The sequence below is a fragment of the Bradyrhizobium sp. McL0615 genome (genome assembly GCF_049993905.1).
In the GTDB taxonomy this organism is placed as follows: Bacteria; Pseudomonadota; Alphaproteobacteria; order Rhizobiales; family Xanthobacteraceae; genus Bradyrhizobium.
On record NZ_CP188254.1, the window covers coordinates 4,744,425 to 4,762,045 of the forward strand.

The following is a 17,621-nucleotide window of genomic DNA, read 5'->3' on the forward strand; positions in this document are numbered from 1 at the left end:
TTTCGCTTTGATGGTTGCGCGGCTTCGAATCGGCGGCCGCCTGATGACGTCGCTAGCCGCGGCCTCCGCCGTGCTCGTCGCGCTTTGCGCCAATCCGGCCGCGCGGGCCGCGAGCATTCAGCCGCTCGAGATCGCCACCAAGTCAGGTGTGCAGGTGTTCTCGGTCGAAATGGCCACGACGGAGGAGGAGAAGACGACGGGGCTGATGTACCGCAAGGAGTTGGCGGACGGTAAAGGCATGCTGTTCGATTTCTCGCCGGAGCAGCAGATCTCGATGTGGATGAAGAACACCTACATCTCGCTGGACATGATCTTCATCCGGGCCGACGGCCGCATCCTGCGGATCGCCGAAAATACCGAGCCGCTCTCGACCAAGATCATCTCCTCAGGCGGGCTCGCCAAGGGCGTGCTGGAGGTAATTGCGGGTACGGCGCAAAAGTATGGAATTCAGCCCGGCGACCGGGTGGCGCACCCGCTCTTCAACAAGCGCTGAGCCCTCCGGATCGCCTTGATGGCCGGGGTCTAAGCGTGTATCGACGCATTTCCCAGCATCGGATCGGGGTATAGCGCAGCCTGGTAGCGCGGCAGTTTTGGGTACTGCAGGTCGTTGGTTCGAATCCAGCTGCCCCGACCAACTAAATCAATGACTTACTGCGTCTTTTTGGTTTGATTCTCTCCCAGCGATCTCAATTGGAAGGGGCAAGGGAAAACGTGTGACCGGTACGAGGATAGTTATTCTGGCGCGGCATGCTCTGCTGCTGGGGCTGGCGCTTTGTTTTGCCACCACAGCCCTGGGCCGGACGGCCGCGGCCGATCCCGCGCAGATGATTTCTGACTTTCGGCTGAAGCACGGCGAGAAGCGCGTCGCCCTGGATGGGACCCTCACGCGGATTGCGCACGATCAAGCCCAGGCGATGGCGGCAAAGGACCAGCTGGATCACGATGTCCTCGGCCATTTCAATACGCGTGTCGGCCCGGCGGGCGCCGGCCGGGCCGCAGAGAATATTGCGTACGGTTACGACGGCTTTCCCAAAACCCTCGACCAGTGGATCAATTCGTCAGGGCACCGGAAGAACCTCCTGCTGCCCGGCGCGACTCGCGTCGGCGTGGCCAGCGTAAAAAGCGCGAAGACCGGCCGCATGTACTGGGCCATGGTGATCGCAGGCGACTATGAGAGCAAGAAGCCGAAGGGCTCGCCAAAGAGTTCGCCGAAGGAATCAAAGCAGGCTAGCGCAACGAAACCAAAATCGCGCGGGGCCGAATCCTGTCGACTGAAGATTCTCAGCCTCTGCTTCTAAGTGAATTCGCAACTTTCCGGCTTGCACTATCGTTCTTGTTATGTTCTTTTTGGTCATTCCTCGGAGGTGACCAGTGATGAATGTCGAGAAGCAACGGGAAATCATCCGGCTCTGGAATCGCATGCGCATGGTCGAGGGTCCGGTCGCGGAGGAAATCCGTATCCAGATACTGGAATGCTTTGCCCAGCCCGATTCGCCGAGCACGCGAATGAACGAGCGCCGTGACGTGCTGAATCGCGTGCCGGTTCGGACCGCGCAAATCCATCGGATCGGAGAGCGCGGCAGCAACGCAACGCTTTGACGGCTTCGCACCTCGATGGAGTTGATTCGGTGGCCGTCAAGATTGACGGAATCGACGCATGGTGCATGTTGCACCCATGTTGTCGCGTGTGCGCAATCATTTTCAAGGTGCGAAGTTCGCCCGCATGAGTAGCGGGACGTATTGCGTCATCCGAGATCTCGGCCTGGTCAAGGGCGGCAAGGGGATGCGGCACCACGAGGTGCTCGTCACCTTAAGTCCCCGAGCGTTCTTGCGGTGGATGGCCGAAATTGGCAGAGACGCGGTCGTGACCAGGAAGCGCGCGGGCTGGCTTCAGCGCATTCCGGAACGGATGTCGGAAAATGCTTCGCAAGCCGTAGCGACTCAGTCAGCGCTGCGCCGCCTGCCACGCCAATAGCCTGTTCTCGGCCATCGACATCGCCACTGACGTCACATAGCCGGTGACGCCAAGCAGGATAACGCCGGTGAACAGGTCGGCCGAGCGGAACGCGCGGGCCGACAGCAGCACCCAGTGGCCAAGCCCGTCGAGGCCGGCCAGGATTTCGCAGACCACCGAGAGAATCAGCGCCACCGTCAGGCTGAGGCGCATGCCGGCGAGAATGTCGGGGCTGGCCGAAGGCAGCGCGATCTTTGAGATCACCGCGAGCCGCGACATCTGCAGCGACCGCGCCACCTCGTAGAGCCGGGGCTCGACCGCAGCAAAGCCATGGATGGTCGCCAGCATGATCGGCCAGATCGCGCCAAAGGCGATCACGAACAGCGCCATCGCCTGCGTCAATCCGAGCATCGCGATCGCAACCGGAATGATCGCTGAGACCGGCAGCGGCCGCAAAAACTCCAGCGAGGGCGCGACATAGGTCCGCATCGTGCGCGACGATCCGATGATCGCGCCAATCGCGATACCGGCGATGGAGGCGGCGAGCCAGCCATAGGCCATGTGTTCGAGCGTGCCGACAAGCTTGCTCCAGAGGTCGCCTGTGGAAAATCCGCGTACCAATGAGGCCCATGCGCGGTCCGGCCCCGGCAGGAACACCGGCGAGACCAGTTTCAGATTGGCGATCAGTTGCCAGAGCGCAATGAAGCCGGCCGCGACCGCAAAGCTCGCGACACGCCAGAGGATGAAGGTCCGGTTCATCGGCCGTCTCCGTTCAACGCGGCGCGGCCGAACAGTCGGCTCTGGGCCACGGTCAAAAGCACGTTCAGCGCGTAGCCGATGATGCCGATCCAGACCAGATAGGCCAGCATCAGGTCGGGACGCAGCGCCTGTTGCGCCAGCATGATGCCGGCGCCGAGGCCGAGCGGATTGATCGCGATTTCAACCGTCACGGCGACGATCAGCGCGATGCCGGCCGACAGCCGAAAGGCCACAAAAATCCGCGGCAGCGCCGCCGGGATGATGATCTTCCAGACCCGTTGCGCCGGCGGCAATCGCAGCGCCCGCGCCACCTCCATCAGCCGCGGCTCGATGCTGCGCACGGCGGCGCGCGACAGGATCAGGATCGGCCAGACGCAGGCGAACGCCACGATCACGATTTCCATGCGGTAGCCGAAGCCGAGTGCGATCAGCGCGATCGGCAATAGTGCAATCGAGGGGATCGGCCGGATCGCCTCGATTGTCACTTCCATCAGGCGGTCGAGTGTATCGGAAATGCCGAAGGCAATGCCGAGCGCAAGACCGACGATGGTGCCGATCGCAAGCCCGGCAAAAGCTGAAAACATCGTGTCGCGCGTGGCCGCCAGGATTGAGAGATCGGCGAAGGCGCCAAACAGCGCCATGACGATCTCGCTCGGCGGTGCCAGGCTGTCGCTTTGCAGATGGGTGACGCGTGCCCACACTTCGAACGCCGCCAGCACGCCGAGCGGCAGCGCCAGCGCCTTGGCGGAATTAGCCGTCACTGCTCGGTCGCCTTGATGAAGTCGAACAATTGCCGCCGCAGCCGCAGGAATTCGGGATGCTCGCGGGTCGACAATTGATCGCGCGGGCGCGGCAGGTTGACCGAAAGCTCGATGCCGATCCGACCGGGATGCGGCAACAGGCCGATGACGCGGTCGCCGAGATAGATCGCTTCGTCGAGGTCGTGAGTCACGAAGATCACGGTGGCGCCGCTGGCCGCGACCAGCGACAGCACCTCGTCCTGCAACCCCTGCCGCGTCATCGCATCCAGTGCGCCGAACGGCTCGTCCATCAAAAGCGTCTTCGGCTCCTGCGCCAGGCAGCGGGCGATCTGCAGGCGCTGCTGCATGCCGCCGGACATTTCGGACGGATATTTGCCGGCATGGCCGGGCAGGCCGACGATGTGCAGCAATTCCTCGATCCGGGCAGGGCGCTCGGCCGACGGCATGCCGCCCGCTTCCAGCGCCAGCGAGACGTTGCCCGCCGCGGTGCGCCACGGCAGCAGCGCCTTGCCGTAATCCTGGAACACGATCGCGATCTCGCGGCGCGGCTCGCGCATCGGCTGGCCGTCGAAATTCACTCTTCCGCCGGTCGGCTGGTAGAGACCGGCCGCCAGACGGAGCGCCGTGGTCTTGCCGCAACCGGAGGCGCCGACGATGCAGAGGAATTCGCCGGGCCTGACACCGAGACTTAAGTTCTCGATGATGGTCTTGCCGCCGAGTTGCAGCGTGACCGCGTCGAACGCGACCTGCGGTTTGGCCTCGCCGGATACAGTTTCGAGACGCTTTGCGGCGTTTGCCATGGTGTCAGCTCTCGCGGCCCGGAGGATAGACGAAGTTGAGCGTCGAGCGCAGGTGCGCTTCCAGCATGGCCTGCGAACCGGGAACGTCGCGCGCCAGCACGCGCTCGGCCAGCATCTGGTGCGAACGCACGAACTTCTTGCCGCTGTCCATCGCGCCCATCATCACCCGGCGATAGCGGTAGGCCTGGTCGTAGAGATCGGAATGGGCCGCCAGCAGGCGCTTTGAGCCGCAACCGGCCAGCAGCGCGGTGTGAAAGCCCTTGTGCAGCCGGTCGAAGTCTTCCGCGCCCTCGCGGAATTCGTCGCCGGTGCGCTCGATATGACGGCGCATCTGGTGCAAGGAGCTGACGATGCCGGCCTCCCAGGCGTCGTCGCCATGGACGATCGCGAGCCTGATGGCCTCGACCTCGATCGCGGTGCGCATGGTGGTGATGTCGAGCAGGTCTTCGCGGCTGACATCGGCGACGCGAAACCCGCGCTGTCCGGTGCCCACGATCAGCCCCCGCGACATCAGCCGTGACAGGCCCTCGCGCAGTGGCGTCGCGCCGATCTCGTAGCGCTGCACGAGGTCGACGATGCCGAGCCGCGATCCCGGCGCCAGATGACCGGCCAGGATATCCTGCTCGACCAGCATGGCCGCGCGCTCGCTCAGCGTGGCGGCCTCGGTCACCGGTCGGCTCGGTTGGCGCTCGGACGCCGGCATCGCGAAATCCTCTACTTCAGGACCAGTTTTGAGGTGTCGAGCTTCGATTGCAGCATTTTTTGCGTCGACATCACCTCGATCCACCAGGCGAGTTGCTCGGGCTTCAGCGCCGGTTCGGAGCGGTTCGGCGGCGTCGCCTTGACCAGCTCGATCGGCTGTTTGGTGAATTTTGCAATCGAGTTCGAGGCCTTTTCGCGGTCGTTGTTGACGATCTCGGCGGACTCGGCGAGCGCATCGCGGAATTTCTTGATTGCCGCGGCGTTCTTTTCCGCCCATTCGCGCGACGCCGCATAGAAGATGATCGGATCGGTGCGCGCCAGTTCGACGGCATAGCGTGCGCCGACCGAGCCCAGGCCGGCATTGGTCATGCGCGTCACGAACGGCTCAGCCGTCAGCACGGCGTCGACGCCACCGGACTTGATGATATCGGCCATGGTCGGAAAGGTGACCTCGACGAAATTGACGCTCTTGGGATCGACGCCTTTCTCCACCAGCCATTTCACGAACAGCACGTGCAGGAAGGCGTTCAGCCCGGGCGCGCCGACTTTCTTGCCGACAAAATCCTTCGGCTCCTTGATGGTGATGCCGTTGCGCATAAAGGCGGTGATGTTGCCGTTCGACACCGGGTTCATGACGGTGGCGCCGGCAATCGCAACGAGATCGAGCCCGCCATCGACCGCCTGCAGGAACACGGTCGAGGTCGGCCCGCCGATCTGGATCGAGTTCGACAGGATCGCCGCCGGGATATTCGAGTTGATGCCGATCGGCGTCATCTCCACCTCGAGCCCGTGCTTTTTGAAAATGCCTTCGTCGATCGCCACCATCGCCGAGGCGCAGTCCGAGGTCGCCGTGCAGCCGACCTGGATCTTGGCCTGCGCAAAGGCGGTGCCGGTCAGCGCCACGCTGACCGCTAGGGCGGCAGCGCTGACCGCAAGGGCGGCAAGGACCTTTTTCACGACGCTCTCCCCGTTTTCACGACATTCTCCCCAGGATACATTTTTCTGTCTTGTTTATCGATATTTTTTTTGATCATATATTTCATCGGAAAACAAGGGGTGATCCAGTGAAACTCGCAACGTTCAAATCCGGCGGACAGGAAAAGATCGGAATCGTGCATACGGGCGATACGCTCCTGTTCGATCTCGCAGCCGCTGCCAATGGAAGCGGAAGCGCCAACCCCGCTTTCGCATCGATGCTGGCATTGATCGATGCCGGCGACGCCGCGCTCGAACAGGCGGCAAAAGTGTTCGACAAGCACGGCGAGGACGAGAGCCTGTCGATCAAGACCGGGACGGCCGAGATTCTCGCGCCGATCCCGGAGCCGCGGCAGATGCGCGACGGCATGTCGTTTCCGCTGCACATCCTGCAGGCCCCGCGCGGGCAGCTCAAGCTCGCCGCCCGCGCCAAGAACGACATGGCCGAACTGGCACGGATCGAGGCGGAGCCGCTCGGCGAATTGCCGGAGGTCTATCGCAAGCAGCCGATCTACTACATCACCAACCGTTTCAGCGTGCGCGGCACCAACACCACGGTGAAGTGGCCGCGCTACAGCCAGGTGATGGATTACGAACTCGAATTCGGCGTCATCACCAAAAGCAAGGGCGCCAACATCTCTGCCGCCAAGGCCAAAGACCACATCTTCGGCTATACGATCTTCAACGACTTTTCCGCGCGCGACGCCCAGCGCATTGAGATGGAAGGTCGGCTGGGGCCGGCGAAAGGCAAGAGTTTTGACGGCGGCAACGTGATGGGGCCATGGATCGTCACGCCGGACGAGATCGGCGATCCCTACAAATTGAAGATGGAAGCCCGCGTCAACGGCAAGATGCGCTCGCAGGGCGTGACCGAGGGCATGCTATTCTCGTTCGAGGAAATCATCGCCCATGTCACCAAGGATGAAACCCTGATGCCCGGCGAATTCATCGGGTCGGGCACCGTCGGCAATGGTTGCGGCCTCGAACTCGGCTGGTATCTCGAGCACGGCGATACCATCGAACTCGAAGTCGAAAAGATCGGCACGTTGAAGAACCGGGTCGAGCGGCAATAGTCTGCTGCCGGCGACGTCACCAACAAGAAATATCCAGCGAGGAAACGCCATGGCGCGCAAGTTGATCGATATCTCCGTTCCCCTGCAAAACGACGTGCCGGCCGACCCGCCGGGCGGACATCCGACGATCCAGTACATCGATCACCAGCAGGGCCTGCCGCGGATGCTGCAGTTCTTTGACGGGCTGAAGGCGGAAGATCTGCCTGACGGGCAGGGCTGGGCGGTGGAGCAGGTGCAGCTCTCCACCCACAATGGCACGCATCTGGACGCGCCCTGGCACTTCCATCCCACCATGAATCGCGGCGAGCGTTCCTGGACCATCGACGAGGTGCCGCTGGAATGGTGTCTTCAGCCGGGCGTGAAGCTCGACTTCCGGCACTTGCCTGACGGCTATGTCGCCACCGCCAAGGATGTCGAAGCTGAACTGAAGCGTATCGGCCACACGCTGTCGCCGCTGGAGATCGTCGTGGTCAACACCAGCGCCGGCGTTAAATACGGCCGGCAGGACTACGTCACCTCCGGCTGCGGCATGGGCTATGAGGCGACGATGTACCTGCTGGAGCGCGGCGTGCGGCTGACCGGCATCGACGGCTGGAGCTGGGACGCGCCATTCGTCTACACCGCGAAGAAATATGCCGAGACAAAGGACGCCAGCCTGATCTGGGAAGGCCACAAGGCGGGCCGCCACATCGGCTATTGCCACATCGAAAAACTGCACAATCTCGAACAGCTGCCATCGACCGGCTTCATGGTGTCGTGCTTCCCGGTGAAGATCGAGCGCGCTTCGGCGGGCTGGACCCGGGCGGTGGCCATTCTCGACGACTGAAGGCTGCGCGCGACAACAAACAAAAGCAGGGAGAAAACGAATGACGGATTTGCGTGCGCCGTGCTTGCGGGGATGCTTCTGCTGTGGCCCATCAGATCCGCCGCTCTCCAACCCGAGCCGGCGCAGCTTCATGCTCGGCGCCGGCGCGCTGGCGCTGACGACGGCGGCGGGTGGCGGCCGGGCGAGGGCACAAGCCACCGACACAAAGCCGTTCCGGATCGACGTTCATCATCATCTGTCGCCGCCGACCTATGTGACCGCGTCGAACGACAGCGGTTTTGGCGATCTGCTGATGAAGAACTGGAGCATCGAGAAGTCGCTCGCGGATATGGACAAGGCCGGCATCGCCACCGCGATGCTGTCCGTCACCACGCCCGCCGTCAATTTCACCACGGGCGATGCGGCGCGAAAACTCTGTCGTGAGTCGAATGAGTATGGCGCAAAACTGGTCGCGGATTATCCCGGACGGTTTGGCAATTTCGCAATGCTGCCGCTCACCGACGCCGAAGGCAGCCTGCGCGAGCTGACCTATGCGCTCGACACGCTCAAGGCCGACGGCATCGCCTTGATGACGAGCTATGGCGACAAATGGCTTGGCGATCCGCTGTTCCTGCCTGTGATGGAAGAACTCAATCGCCGCAAGGCGCTGGTCTACACCCATCCCACCGCGGCCAATTGCTGTGTCAATCTCGCTCCGACGCAGCCGCCTGTCATGATCGAGTTCGGCACCGATACGACACGCACCATCGCCGACATCATCTTCTCCGGCAATGCGCGGCGGTTTCCCGACATCCGCTGGATATTTTCGCACGCCGGCGGCACCATGCCGTTCCTGATCGAGCGCTTCGTTCGGCATCCGCTGCTGGTGCCGAAGGCCAAAGAGACGGTGCCTGATGGCACGCTCACCGAGCTGAAGCGGTTCTTCTACGACACCGCGCAGACGTCCAACCGCAGTTCGATGTCGGCGCTGGCGGCGATCATCCCGCCGTCGCAGATCGTGTTCGGAACCGATTTCCCGTACCGGACCGGCATCGATCATGTGAAGGGGTTGCGCGAGGCGGGCGTGTTCACGGACGAACAGATGGCCGCGATCGAGCGCAGCAATGCGTTGAAGCTGATCCCGCGGCTGGCAATTTAGCGTGGACGAAACCGCTGCTTATGTGTAATGGCGGAGAGAAGCGGACAAAAGAAAAAGCGCACCGGTTGAGCGGTGCGCTTGAACTCTGGCTTCGATCTCGCCTTAGGCGACGGCGATCGAACCTATCTCACCACCTGCAGACACGTTGACCGTAGGCATTCCACCAGCAGCGCGGACCAACAACCACGGGCGCGCCATAGAAGCCATAACCTCGACCGTAACCTCGGCCGCCATAGAAGCCACGACCGCCGCCGCGATAGAAGCCACGGCCACCGCCGCCGCGAAAGCCGCCACGGCCACCGCCGCCTCGGCCACCACGCGCCAGCGCCGACGTGGTCGTTCCGCCGACCAGAATAGCAGAGGTGCTGGCGACGTAGACGAACAACAAAGCTAAAGCTGCGAGGCAGCGGGTCAGGATATTGTAGCGTTTAGCCATTCAGGGATCTCCGGGTCACTTCCAAGACATCTGGACTTTTGCACTATCTCACTTAGACGCGCGAGACAGCTTTCGGTTCAGATGCGCTACGATTTATATTTTTACTAAGGTTCTTTCGGGCTCTTGGGACTTTATTAAGAAGGGCAGGTAAGGTCAAGTTATGGCCAATCTACCGAGGGTTTTCGCATTTTGTCGTTCATGTTCCTGAATGATTCCTGAACGCCGATGATTGTGCGCTGCGTAATTCCGGGAGAAGCTACGGCAAGGCCACGCCCGCAACTTGATCTCGACATGATTTCCATTTTTCAGCGTAAGACCATCTCGCCTTAACGAGTACCCATGCCCAAAAAACACACTTATGTCCTCGGCCTGAACACCTATGACCATGATGTCAGCGCCTGCCTGCTGCGCGACGGCGCCATCGCGTTTGCGATCGCCAAGGAGCGCATCACGCGGGCCAAGCACGCGTCGGGCTTCTACAAGGAAGTGATCGACTATTGCCTCGAAGCCGAGGGCATTACACTCGACGACGTCGATCTGGTCGTGCGCAATTGTTACATCCTGCCGGTCCAGGAAATGGAGGAGCGGCTGGTGTATTTCGATGCACCGGGCTTCCTACCAGAATTCGAACGCGGCGACGCAGCCAAGCACCCGCTGTATCTGTCGCGCCAGGACAAGGTGGTCACGATCTCCCATCATCTGGCGCACGCCTATAGTGCGTTCGCGGTGTCGCCGTTCGAGGATGGCGTCGTGATGATCGTCGATGGCGTCGGCAGCTATCGCTCCGACGTCATGGAAGTCTTTCCCGCCAGTGATACGGCGACGCCGCTCGCCCGCGAATCCGAGAGCTACTACAAGTTCAGCGGCGCCACGCTGGAGTGCCTGAAGAAGGTCTGGATGGAGCCGGACCGCGGCTTCCTCAGCGACGAGTTCTACACCATGCCCGGTCTCGGCGCGCTCTACAGCCGCGCCTCCACCTACATTTTCGGCGACTGGAATAAATGCGGCGAGCTGATGGGGCTGGCGCCCTATGGCCGCCGCGACGAGGTCAAGCACCTGCTCGAACTGAACGACGGCAAGCTGGATGTGCCGCACTGGACTGCCGACTTCACGCAGCCCTTTGTGTTCGATGGCAGCAATTGGGAAAAGAGCCCGGCGATGCGGCACTGGGAGGATCTGGCCTGGCGCACGCAGGATGACACCGAAAACGTACTGCTCGCCCGCGCCCGCTGGCTGCGCGAAACCACTGGGGCGAAGAACCTCTGCATGGCCGGTGGCGTTGCGCTCAATTGCGTGGCGAACGGGCGGGTCGCCCGCGAAGCCGGATTCGAGAACGTCTGGATTCAGCCCGCGGCCGGCGATGACGGGATTGCGATCGGCTGCGCCTATTACGGCTGGCTCGAGATCCTGAGGCGGCGCCGCGACTTCGTCATGGATCACTCCTATGTCGGCAGGGCCTATACCGATCAGGAGGCCGCCAGGGAATTGCAGAAATTCCTCGTCCGTATCCAGGTCGATGCCGTCAAGAGCGACAACGTCTGCCGCGACACTGCAAAGCTGCTTGCCGACCAGAAAGTGATCGGCTGGTTTCAGGACGGGTCGGAATTCGGACCGCGCGCGCTCGGCAACCGCAGCCTGATCGCGGATCCGCGCAAGCCCGAGATGAAGGACATCCTCAACAGCCGCGTCAAGCACCGGCAGGCGTTCCGTCCGTTCGCGCCGATCGTGCTGGCCGAGCGGATGAAGGAAGTTTTTGAAGGCGACGAAGACTCGCCCTTCATGCTGATTGCGAAGCCGGTGCGTCCGGAGTGGCGCGACAAGATCCCGGCGATCGTGCATGTCGACGGCACCGCGCGCGTCCAGACCGTCCGCGAAGCAACCAATCCGATGCTCTATCGCCTGCTGAAGGAGTTCGAGGCGCTGACCGGCGTTCCCGTGCTGATCAACACCTCATTCAACATCAAGGGTGAGCCGATCGTGGAAACGCCGCAGGATGCCGTGAACTGCTTTCTGACCACGGGTGTCGATCATCTCGTCATCCATGATACGATCGTCTCGAAGAGCGCCATGCACAAGGTGGTCGCGCCAGTGCTCAACGTCTACGCCGACGTGCGGACTCTGGTGGCGTCGACCGCGCAGCCGGCCTGAAGGCGGCTGTGCAAGATCAACTCCAGATCAGCCGGCGGCCGCTCCGGCGGCTTTCGGCGCCGGCGGCTTGAGCGGCTTGTCCTGCCGCTTCGACCACGAAATGTAGTAGGCGACGATGGTCATGATCGCGATGCCGGTCACGCTGACGAAGATCTGCGCAAACAGCGAGCCTGAGCTCAGCGACAGTTCGAAATGCCCGACGAACGACAGGAACACGCCGACGCAGAACACGGCAAGTGACTGCTGGCCGCAAACCACTAGCGGATCGAAGATCTTCCATTCCAGGCCCGGCCAATCCTTCGGCACAAAGCGGATGACCAGGATCACGATCACCACGAAGTGCAGGAAGCGATAGGGCGCCAGGTTGGTCTTGTCGTTCGGGTTGAACATCGAATACAGCCACTGCGGGAACATATCGCCGAACGCCGGAAACTTGCCGGCCATGGTCATGACAAGCCCCAGGATCATGTAGGCGATGCAGAAATACAGCGTGGCCGGCGCATTGATGATGGCGAGATTCTTGCGGGCGCCGCCGAGCGCGCACCATGCGCCGAATACGAACAGCACCTGCCAGCAGAACGGGTTGAAGTACCAGGTACCCTGCGGGTAGGCAGGCAGGTTCCAGCCGGTCTGCCGCGACACCAGCCACAGCGCGATCGCGGCGATCATCGTCCAGTTGGGCTGGCGCAGCATGATCCACAATACCGGCGGGAACAGGCCCATCAGCACGATGTAGAGCGGCAGCACGTCGAGATTGACCGGCTTGAACTTCAGGAACAGGCCCTGCCGCAGCGTTTCGGTCGCGTTGTCGACCAGGCCGACGACGTTGAACTCGTTGACCAGTTCGGAATCGCCGAAGCGCAGCGCCAGATAGCTGATCGAGGCGATATAGATCACGAACAGGATGATGTGGGCGACATAGAGCTGCCAGACCCGCTTGGTCAGCCGGGTGGCGCCGACGATGAAGCCGCGTTCCAGCATCATCCGGGCGTAGACGAAGGAGGCCGTATAGCCGGAGATGAAAACGAACAGGTCGGCGGCGTCGCTAAACCCGTAATTGCGGGTGGTGATCCAGTTCACGACGTTGTCGGGGATGTGATCCAGGTAGATCGCCCAGTTCGCGACTCCGCGAAACAGGTCGAGCCGGAGGTCGCGTCCTTTGTCGGGCAGGGTGGCGTTGATTTTCATGGCTGCCGTTTCGCAGTAATGCTTTCGGGAGGATGGCGCAGGTCCCGGGCGCCGGATAGTCCCAGATTGTCACAGTACGGTATAATGACTATACCGGTACGGAATGGTACATCCGGGTTGCTGGAATCACCGTCAAATTTCCTGAAAGGTGTGTCTATACTATCCCGGCTGTTTCCGCCAAACGCTACCGCGCCGCATACGCTTTAAGGACCCAACCATCCATGACCGCACGCATTTTTAAGCCCGCCAAAAACGCGATGCAATCGGGCAGGGCGAAGACCCGGGAATGGCAGCTCGACTACGAGCCCGAGCAGCCCCGGGCGGTCGAGCCGCTGATGGGCTGGACCTCGTCGGGCGACATGAAACAGCAGCTCACCCTGCACTTCGACACCAAGGAAGACGCGATCGCCTATTGCGAGCACAGGAGTATTGCCTACCAGGTGATCGAGCCCAAGGATTCGAAGCAGCGGCAGGTGGCCTACGCCGACAATTTCGCCTTCAAGCGCGTCGAACCCTGGACGCACTAAGGTTGGTCTCACTAAGGCTGGACCACGCCGGGCTCCTTTGGTGCGGCGCCACGGGGGGCAGGGCGACTAGTCAACCCGGCCCGATGCCGCCGGATCGTGGGGTATCGGCAGCGGCGCGTCCTTGGCGACGCCGAGCACCGGAAAGGTCCTGATGTTGCGCACTTCAGGCATCGCGGAAAACTGCAGAAGCTGCTGGTGCATGCCCTCGACGTTTCGCGCCACGCATTTGAGCAGATAGTCGGCATCGCCCGAAATCCGCCAGGACTGCAGGACGAGCGGCACCGCCGCGATCGATTTTTCGAACGCCTGCAGCGGGGCCTGGGCCTGGCTCTGCAACTGGATCAGGACAAAAGAAATCACTTCGTAGCCAAGCAGCGCTTCGTCGAGCGTGGCCCTGATGGCGCTGACATAGCCGCGCTCGCGCAGGGCGCGGACGCGCCGCCGGCATGGCGGCTCCGAGATGCCGACCCTCTCCGCCAGCTCGTTGTTGCGGATGCGGCCATCCCGTTGCAGCTCGGACAATATCTTGAGGTCGATGTCGTCGAGGGGCTGGCGTTCCGTCATGGGTTCCTCTTGGGCAACCTCATCGGCGCTCCAGCCTGCCACGCGTGGCCGTCTTCGGGGAGGGGGCTGGCTTGGTTGGAGCCCGCTTGGGTGTTGCGCCGGGGGCGACGCTCGACAGCACCAGCTTTTCGTGCGCTGCAACGATGGCTTCCTTGGTGAGCCGCCCGCCGGGCCGGTACCAGGTGGTGAGGCCGGTCAACAGGGCCAGGATCGCAAATGTCGCCACCTGGATATCGACGACCTCGAACTCGCCTTCGGCGACGCCCTCGCTGAGGATTTCCGCCAGCCGCCGCTCATAGGCGCCGCGCAGCGCCACGATCTCCTCGTAGTTCTTCGGCTCCAGGCTCCGCAGCTCGGAATTGGCGATGAAGACCTCGCGCTTCCTGGTCATGTGATAGGTGACGTGGAAAGCCGTGAAGGCGCGGAGCCTGTCGACCGGCCGCGCCTTACCCTGCAGGGCCCGATCGAGCTGGCGCAGCAATTCGTTGATGTGGTCCCGCACCAGCTCGAACAGCAATTCCTGCTTGGTCGAGATGTGGTTGTAGAGCGATCCCGACTGGATCCCGACCTCGGCGGCGAGCCGGCGCAGGCTCATGGCAGCAAAGCCGTGCTCGAAGATCAGGCGCAGCCCGGCTTTGCGGATCGCCTCCATCGTCTTCGGGCCGTGTGAGCCGATCGTCCGCGCCATGGGGCCTCTGAAAGGTGGCATTCGCCGCCTTGGAAACGAGCGGTTGATCGTATAATCCTGACACGAAAGGATAGTCATTTCAATCACCTTTAGCCATTATTTGTGCCCAAACAGGTTCCGCTTGCAGGTAAGTTAAAAAAACGTATGATCGTTTAATTCGAAGAAGAACCAAGGGTGGAATGATGGCCTCGAACAGGGCGCTGCTTCTCAACTTCGATCTCGGCGAGACTGCGGATGCGATCCGCGAGACGGTGAACGCGTTTTCGCAGAACGAAATCGCTCCACGCGCCGCCGAAATCGACCGCAGCAATGAGTTCCCCAGGGACCTCTGGCCCAAGATCGGCGCGCTGGGCCTGCACGGCATCACGGTGGAAGAGGAGTATGGTGGCACCGGCCTCGGCTATCTCGAGCACTGCATTGCTGTGGAGGAGATGTCGCGGGCCTCGGCCGCGGTCGGCCTGTCCTACGGCGCGCATTCCAACCTCTGCGTCAACCAGATCCGCCGCAACGGCAACGAGGCGCAGAAGCGAAAATATCTGCCCAAGCTGATTTCCGGCGAACATGTCGGTTCGCTCGCGATGTCGGAGCCGGGCGCCGGCTCGGACGTGGTCTCGATGAAGACCCGCGCCGACAAGAAGGGCGACCGCTTTGTGCTGAACGGCAACAAGATGTGGATCACCAACGGTCCCGTCGCCGATACGCTGGTGGTCTACGCCAAGACCGACCTCAACGCCGGCCCGCGCGGCATGACCGCCTTCATCATCGAAAAGGGCATGAAAGGATTTTCCACCGCGCAAAAACTCGACAAGCTCGGCATGCGCGGCTCCGACACCTGCGAACTGGTGTTCGAGGACTGCGAGGTGCCCGAGGAGAACGTGCTCAGCGAGGTCGGCCGCGGCGTCAATGTGCTGATGTCGGGCCTCGACTACGAGCGGGCAGTGCTGGCGGCGGGCCCGATCGGCATCATGCAGGCCTGCATGGACGTGGTGCTGCCTTATGTGCATGAGCGCAAGCAATTCGGCGAGCCGATCGGCACTTTTCAATTGGTGCAGGGCAAGATCGCCGACATGTACACCACCATGAACGCCTCGCGCGCTTACGTGTATGCGGTGGCAAAAGCCTGCGACCGCGGCGAGACCACGCGGGAGGACGCGGCGGGCGCCATTCTTTATGCTGCGGAAAAAGCCACCCAATGCGCGCTCGACGCCATCCAGCTCTTGGGCGGCAATGGCTATATCAACGACTACCCAACCGGGCGGCTTTTGCGCGACGCCAAACTTTACGAGATCGGCGCCGGTACCAGCGAAATCCGCCGCATGCTGATCGGCCGGGAACTGTTCGAAAAGACCGCCTGAACTTCACATCGGGGCCAAGATGGTACAGGCTGTCGCATTCTCTTCGAATGGGCGGGCCCGACCGTCCTGAAGCCATCTTTAGGGCACTCCAGCATCCAAAGAAATGCCGACCATGCCGCTTCATTCCACCATCGATCCCACCTCGTCCGAGTTTGCCCGCAACGCCGACGTGATGCGCGGCCTGGTGGCCGAGCTTCGTGACAAGCTCAAGGTCGTGTCCGGCGGGGGCGGCGAGACGTCGCGCAAGCGGCATACCTCGCGCGGCAAGATGCTGGCGCGCGAACGCGTCGACCTGCTGGTCGATCCCGGCACCGCGTTTCTCGAGTTGTCCCCACTGGCCGCCCACGGCCTCTATGGCGGCGATGTCCATTCCGCCAGCGTCATCACCGGCGTCGGGCGCATTTCGGGCCGCGAATGCGTCATCGTCGCCAATGACGCCACCATCAAGGGCGGCACTTACTACCCGATGACCGTGAAGAAGCATCTGCGCGCGCAGGATATCGCGCGGCAAAACAATCTGCCTTGCGTCTACATGGTCGATTCCGGCGGCGCCTTTCTGCCGATGCAGGACGAAATCTTTCCCGACGAGCGGCACTTTGGCCGCATCTTCTACAACCAGGCGCAGATGTCCGCGCAGGGCATTCCGCAGATCGCGATCGTGATGGGCTCCTGTACCGCCGGCGGCGCCTATGTGCCGGCGATGTCGGACGAGAGCATCATCGTGCGTAACCAGGGCACGATCTTTCTCGGCGGCCCGCCGCTGGTGAAGGCCGCGACCGGCGAGGTGGTGACCGCGGAAGAACTCGGCGGCGCCGACGTGCATTCCCGCCAATCCGGCGTCACCGATCACTACGCGCAGAACGATGCCCATGCGATCGGCATCGCCCGGCGCATCGTCGCCACGCTGAAGCAGCCCACCAAAGCCGCGCTGAACATGCGCGAGCCCCGCGAGCCGCTATTCCCGGCGGAAGAAATCTACGGCGTCGTCTCCGCCGACGGCAGAAAACCGTTCGACGTGCACGACATCATCGCGCGGGTGGTCGACGGCTCCGAATTCGACGAATTCAAAAAGCTCTACGGCACGACGCTGATCTGCGGCTTTGCCCATATCTGGGGTTTTCCGGTCGGCATCATCGCCAACAACGGCATTCTGTTCAGCGAGAGCTCGTTGAAGGGCGCGCACTTCATCGAACTGTGCTGCCAGCGCAATATTCCGCTGGTGTTTTTGCAGAACATCACCGGCTTCATGGTCGGCAAGAAATACGAGGCCGGCGGCATCGCACGCGACGGCGCCAAGCTGGTGACGGCGGTGGCGACCGCCGGCGTGCCGAAGTTCACGGTCGTGATCGGCGGTTCCTACGGCGCCGGCAATTACGGCATGAGCGGCCGCGCCTACTCTCCGCGCTTCCTGTGGATGTGGCCGAACGCGCGCATCTCCGTGATGGGCGGCGAGCAGGCCTCCATGGTGCTCAGCCAGGTTCGCCGCGACAATATCGAAGCCAAGGGCGAGAGCTGGTCGGCCGAGGAAGAGGACAAGTTCCGCGCACCCATCCGCGCGCAGTACGAACATCAGGGTAGCCCCTATTACGCGACGGCGCGGCTGTGGGACGACGGCGTGATCGACCCCGCCGATACGAGGCTGGTGCTTGGTCTTGGATTGTCGGCGTCGGCCAACGCGCCGATCGAGCCGACGAAATTCGGCCTGTTCAGGATGTGATGCAGGAAAC

Annotated in this window: 20 protein-coding genes and 1 tRNA gene; 12 read left to right on the forward strand and 9 right to left on the reverse strand. The window is 62.3% G+C overall.

Features of this window, described 5'->3' with window-relative positions:
- Nucleotides 1-43: 43 nt before the first annotated feature.
- From ACPPVP_RS22435 to ACPPVP_RS22455, 5 genes are all read left to right on the forward strand, one after another.
- Complete coding sequence (locus ACPPVP_RS22435; RefSeq protein WP_426538001.1) at nucleotides 44-493, forward strand: DUF192 domain-containing protein; 450 nt, start codon at nucleotides 44-46, stop codon at nucleotides 491-493.
- Nucleotides 494-557: 64 nt separating this feature from the next.
- Nucleotides 558-634: transfer RNA gene (locus ACPPVP_RS22440), tRNA-Pro, on the forward strand.
- Nucleotides 635-713: 79 nt separating this feature from the next.
- A complete protein-coding gene (locus ACPPVP_RS22445) occupies nucleotides 714-1,298 on the forward strand; it encodes a CAP domain-containing protein (protein ID WP_426524502.1) in 585 nt (194 codons plus the stop codon).
- Nucleotides 1,299-1,374: 76 nt separating this feature from the next.
- On the forward strand, nucleotides 1,375-1,599 hold the full coding sequence (locus ACPPVP_RS22450) for a hypothetical protein (protein ID WP_426524504.1): 225 nt from the start codon (nucleotides 1,375-1,377) through the stop codon (nucleotides 1,597-1,599).
- 58 nt (nucleotides 1,600-1,657) lie between these two features.
- On the forward strand, nucleotides 1,658-1,975 hold the full coding sequence (locus ACPPVP_RS22455) for a hypothetical protein (protein WP_426524506.1): 318 nt from the start codon (nucleotides 1,658-1,660) through the stop codon (nucleotides 1,973-1,975).
- Here ACPPVP_RS22455 and ACPPVP_RS22460 read toward each other — a convergent pair.
- The 5 genes from ACPPVP_RS22460 to ACPPVP_RS22480 are packed head-to-tail and all read right to left on the reverse strand — an operon-like array spanning nucleotide 1,946 to nucleotide 5,933.
- Nucleotides 1,946-2,713, reverse strand: coding sequence for an ABC transporter permease (locus ACPPVP_RS22460; RefSeq protein WP_426524508.1), 768 nt, complete (start codon nucleotides 2,711-2,713; stop codon nucleotides 1,946-1,948). The two genes, ACPPVP_RS22455 and ACPPVP_RS22460, sit on opposite strands and share 30 nt — an antisense overlap.
- Nucleotides 2,710-3,474 carry an ABC transporter permease gene (locus tag ACPPVP_RS22465; RefSeq protein WP_426524510.1) on the reverse strand — a complete coding sequence of 255 codons (765 nt, stop codon included), beginning with the start codon at nucleotides 3,472-3,474 and terminating at the stop codon, nucleotides 2,710-2,712. Before ACPPVP_RS22465 ends, ACPPVP_RS22460 begins: the two co-directional genes overlap by 4 nt.
- The gene (locus ACPPVP_RS22470) at nucleotides 3,471-4,274 is read right to left on the reverse strand and encodes an ABC transporter ATP-binding protein (protein ID WP_426524512.1); all 804 of its coding nucleotides are present in this window, start codon (nucleotides 4,272-4,274) and stop codon (nucleotides 3,471-3,473) included. Before ACPPVP_RS22470 ends, ACPPVP_RS22465 begins: the two co-directional genes overlap by 4 nt.
- Nucleotides 4,275-4,278: 4 nt before the next feature.
- On the reverse strand, nucleotides 4,279-4,977 hold the full coding sequence (locus ACPPVP_RS22475; protein WP_426524514.1) for a GntR family transcriptional regulator: 699 nt from the start codon (nucleotides 4,975-4,977) through the stop codon (nucleotides 4,279-4,281).
- Between the two features lie 11 nt (nucleotides 4,978-4,988).
- Nucleotides 4,989-5,933, reverse strand: a complete 945-nt coding sequence (locus ACPPVP_RS22480) for an ABC transporter substrate-binding protein (protein ID WP_426524516.1) — start codon at nucleotides 5,931-5,933, stop codon at nucleotides 4,989-4,991.
- 107 nt (nucleotides 5,934-6,040) lie between these two features.
- Between ACPPVP_RS22480 and ACPPVP_RS22485 the strand changes: the two genes are divergently transcribed.
- The 3 genes from ACPPVP_RS22485 to ACPPVP_RS22495 are packed head-to-tail and all read left to right on the forward strand — an operon-like array spanning nucleotide 6,041 to nucleotide 8,988.
- Nucleotides 6,041-7,024 (forward strand): fumarylacetoacetate hydrolase family protein, encoded by a 984-nt coding sequence (locus ACPPVP_RS22485; protein ID WP_426524518.1) that lies wholly within the window; start codon nucleotides 6,041-6,043, stop codon nucleotides 7,022-7,024.
- Between the two features lie 49 nt (nucleotides 7,025-7,073).
- A complete protein-coding gene (locus ACPPVP_RS22490) occupies nucleotides 7,074-7,850 on the forward strand; it encodes a cyclase family protein (protein ID WP_426524520.1) in 777 nt (258 codons plus the stop codon).
- A gap of 40 nt (nucleotides 7,851-7,890) precedes the next feature.
- Nucleotides 7,891-8,988 (forward strand): amidohydrolase family protein, encoded by a 1,098-nt coding sequence (locus ACPPVP_RS22495; protein WP_426524522.1) that lies wholly within the window; start codon nucleotides 7,891-7,893, stop codon nucleotides 8,986-8,988.
- Between the two features lie 127 nt (nucleotides 8,989-9,115).
- On the opposite strand, the gene ACPPVP_RS22500 is transcribed toward ACPPVP_RS22495, so the two are convergent.
- Nucleotides 9,116-9,424, reverse strand: a complete 309-nt coding sequence (locus ACPPVP_RS22500) for a hypothetical protein (RefSeq protein ID WP_426524524.1) — start codon at nucleotides 9,422-9,424, stop codon at nucleotides 9,116-9,118.
- A 339-nt stretch (nucleotides 9,425-9,763) separates the two neighbouring features.
- Here ACPPVP_RS22500 and ACPPVP_RS22505 point away from each other — a divergent pair, with 339 nt between their 5' ends.
- Nucleotides 9,764-11,572 carry a carbamoyltransferase family protein gene (locus ACPPVP_RS22505; protein WP_426524526.1) on the forward strand — a complete coding sequence of 603 codons (1,809 nt, stop codon included), beginning with the start codon at nucleotides 9,764-9,766 and terminating at the stop codon, nucleotides 11,570-11,572.
- A 27-nt stretch (nucleotides 11,573-11,599) separates the two neighbouring features.
- On the opposite strand, the gene ACPPVP_RS22510 is transcribed toward ACPPVP_RS22505, so the two are convergent.
- Entirely contained in the window at nucleotides 11,600-12,760 is a 1,161-nt protein-coding gene (locus ACPPVP_RS22510) for an OpgC domain-containing protein (RefSeq protein ID WP_426524528.1), read from the reverse strand.
- A gap of 221 nt (nucleotides 12,761-12,981) precedes the next feature.
- On the opposite strand from ACPPVP_RS22510, the gene ACPPVP_RS22515 reads away from it, so the two are divergent.
- A complete protein-coding gene (locus ACPPVP_RS22515) occupies nucleotides 12,982-13,287 on the forward strand; it encodes an ETC complex I subunit (protein ID WP_426524530.1) in 306 nt (101 codons plus the stop codon).
- 66 nt (nucleotides 13,288-13,353) lie between these two features.
- Here ACPPVP_RS22515 and ACPPVP_RS22520 read toward each other — a convergent pair whose 3' ends face one another.
- Together ACPPVP_RS22520 and ACPPVP_RS22525 are read right to left on the reverse strand one after the other, a co-directional pair.
- Nucleotides 13,354-13,851 (reverse strand): Lrp/AsnC family transcriptional regulator, encoded by a 498-nt coding sequence (locus ACPPVP_RS22520; RefSeq protein WP_426524532.1) that lies wholly within the window; start codon nucleotides 13,849-13,851, stop codon nucleotides 13,354-13,356.
- Nucleotides 13,852-13,870: 19 nt separating this feature from the next.
- Complete coding sequence (locus ACPPVP_RS22525) at nucleotides 13,871-14,539, reverse strand: TetR/AcrR family transcriptional regulator (RefSeq protein WP_426524534.1); 669 nt, start codon at nucleotides 14,537-14,539, stop codon at nucleotides 13,871-13,873.
- 182 nt (nucleotides 14,540-14,721) lie between these two features.
- On the opposite strand from ACPPVP_RS22525, the gene ACPPVP_RS22530 reads away from it, so the two are divergent.
- Both ACPPVP_RS22530 and ACPPVP_RS22535 read left to right on the forward strand, forming a co-directional pair.
- Complete coding sequence (locus ACPPVP_RS22530; protein ID WP_426524536.1) at nucleotides 14,722-15,894, forward strand: isovaleryl-CoA dehydrogenase; 1,173 nt, start codon at nucleotides 14,722-14,724, stop codon at nucleotides 15,892-15,894.
- 112 nt (nucleotides 15,895-16,006) lie between these two features.
- Nucleotides 16,007-17,611: a carboxyl transferase domain-containing protein gene (locus ACPPVP_RS22535; RefSeq protein WP_426524538.1), complete on the forward strand. Its 1,605-nt coding sequence runs from the start codon at nucleotides 16,007-16,009 to the stop codon at nucleotides 17,609-17,611.
- Nucleotides 17,612-17,621 lie beyond the last annotated feature (10 nt).

Bases quoted from the DNA above. Each gene is read 5' to 3' on its own strand.
- ACPPVP_RS22510 (WP_426524528.1), bottom strand. From the start codon at position 12,760: ATGAAAATCAACGCCACCCTGCCCGACAAAGGACGCGACCTCCGGCTC.
- ACPPVP_RS22520 (WP_426524532.1), bottom strand. From the start codon at position 13,851: ATGACGGAACGCCAGCCCCTCGACGACATCGACCTCAAGATATTGTCC.
- ACPPVP_RS22460 (WP_426524508.1), bottom strand. From the start codon at position 2,713: ATGAACCGGACCTTCATCCTCTGGCGTGTCGCGAGCTTTGCGGTCGCG.
- ACPPVP_RS22470 (WP_426524512.1), bottom strand. From the start codon at position 4,274: ATGGCAAACGCCGCAAAGCGTCTCGAAACTGTATCCGGCGAGGCCAAA.
- ACPPVP_RS22490 (WP_426524520.1), top strand. From the start codon at position 7,074: ATGGCGCGCAAGTTGATCGATATCTCCGTTCCCCTGCAAAACGACGTG.
- ACPPVP_RS22495 (WP_426524522.1), top strand. From the start codon at position 7,891: ATGACGGATTTGCGTGCGCCGTGCTTGCGGGGATGCTTCTGCTGTGGC.
- ACPPVP_RS22500 (WP_426524524.1), bottom strand. From the start codon at position 9,424: ATGGCTAAACGCTACAATATCCTGACCCGCTGCCTCGCAGCTTTAGCT.
- ACPPVP_RS22455 (WP_426524506.1), top strand. From the start codon at position 1,658: ATGGTGCATGTTGCACCCATGTTGTCGCGTGTGCGCAATCATTTTCAA.
- ACPPVP_RS22435 (WP_426538001.1), top strand. From the start codon at position 44: ATGACGTCGCTAGCCGCGGCCTCCGCCGTGCTCGTCGCGCTTTGCGCC.
- ACPPVP_RS22450 (WP_426524504.1), top strand. From the start codon at position 1,375: ATGAATGTCGAGAAGCAACGGGAAATCATCCGGCTCTGGAATCGCATG.
- ACPPVP_RS22475 (WP_426524514.1), bottom strand. From the start codon at position 4,977: ATGCCGGCGTCCGAGCGCCAACCGAGCCGACCGGTGACCGAGGCCGCC.
- ACPPVP_RS22530 (WP_426524536.1), top strand. From the start codon at position 14,722: ATGGCCTCGAACAGGGCGCTGCTTCTCAACTTCGATCTCGGCGAGACT.
- ACPPVP_RS22505 (WP_426524526.1), top strand. From the start codon at position 9,764: ATGCCCAAAAAACACACTTATGTCCTCGGCCTGAACACCTATGACCAT.
- ACPPVP_RS22515 (WP_426524530.1), top strand. From the start codon at position 12,982: ATGACCGCACGCATTTTTAAGCCCGCCAAAAACGCGATGCAATCGGGC.
- ACPPVP_RS22535 (WP_426524538.1), top strand. From the start codon at position 16,007: ATGCCGCTTCATTCCACCATCGATCCCACCTCGTCCGAGTTTGCCCGC.
- ACPPVP_RS22525 (WP_426524534.1), bottom strand. From the start codon at position 14,539: ATGGCGCGGACGATCGGCTCACACGGCCCGAAGACGATGGAGGCGATC.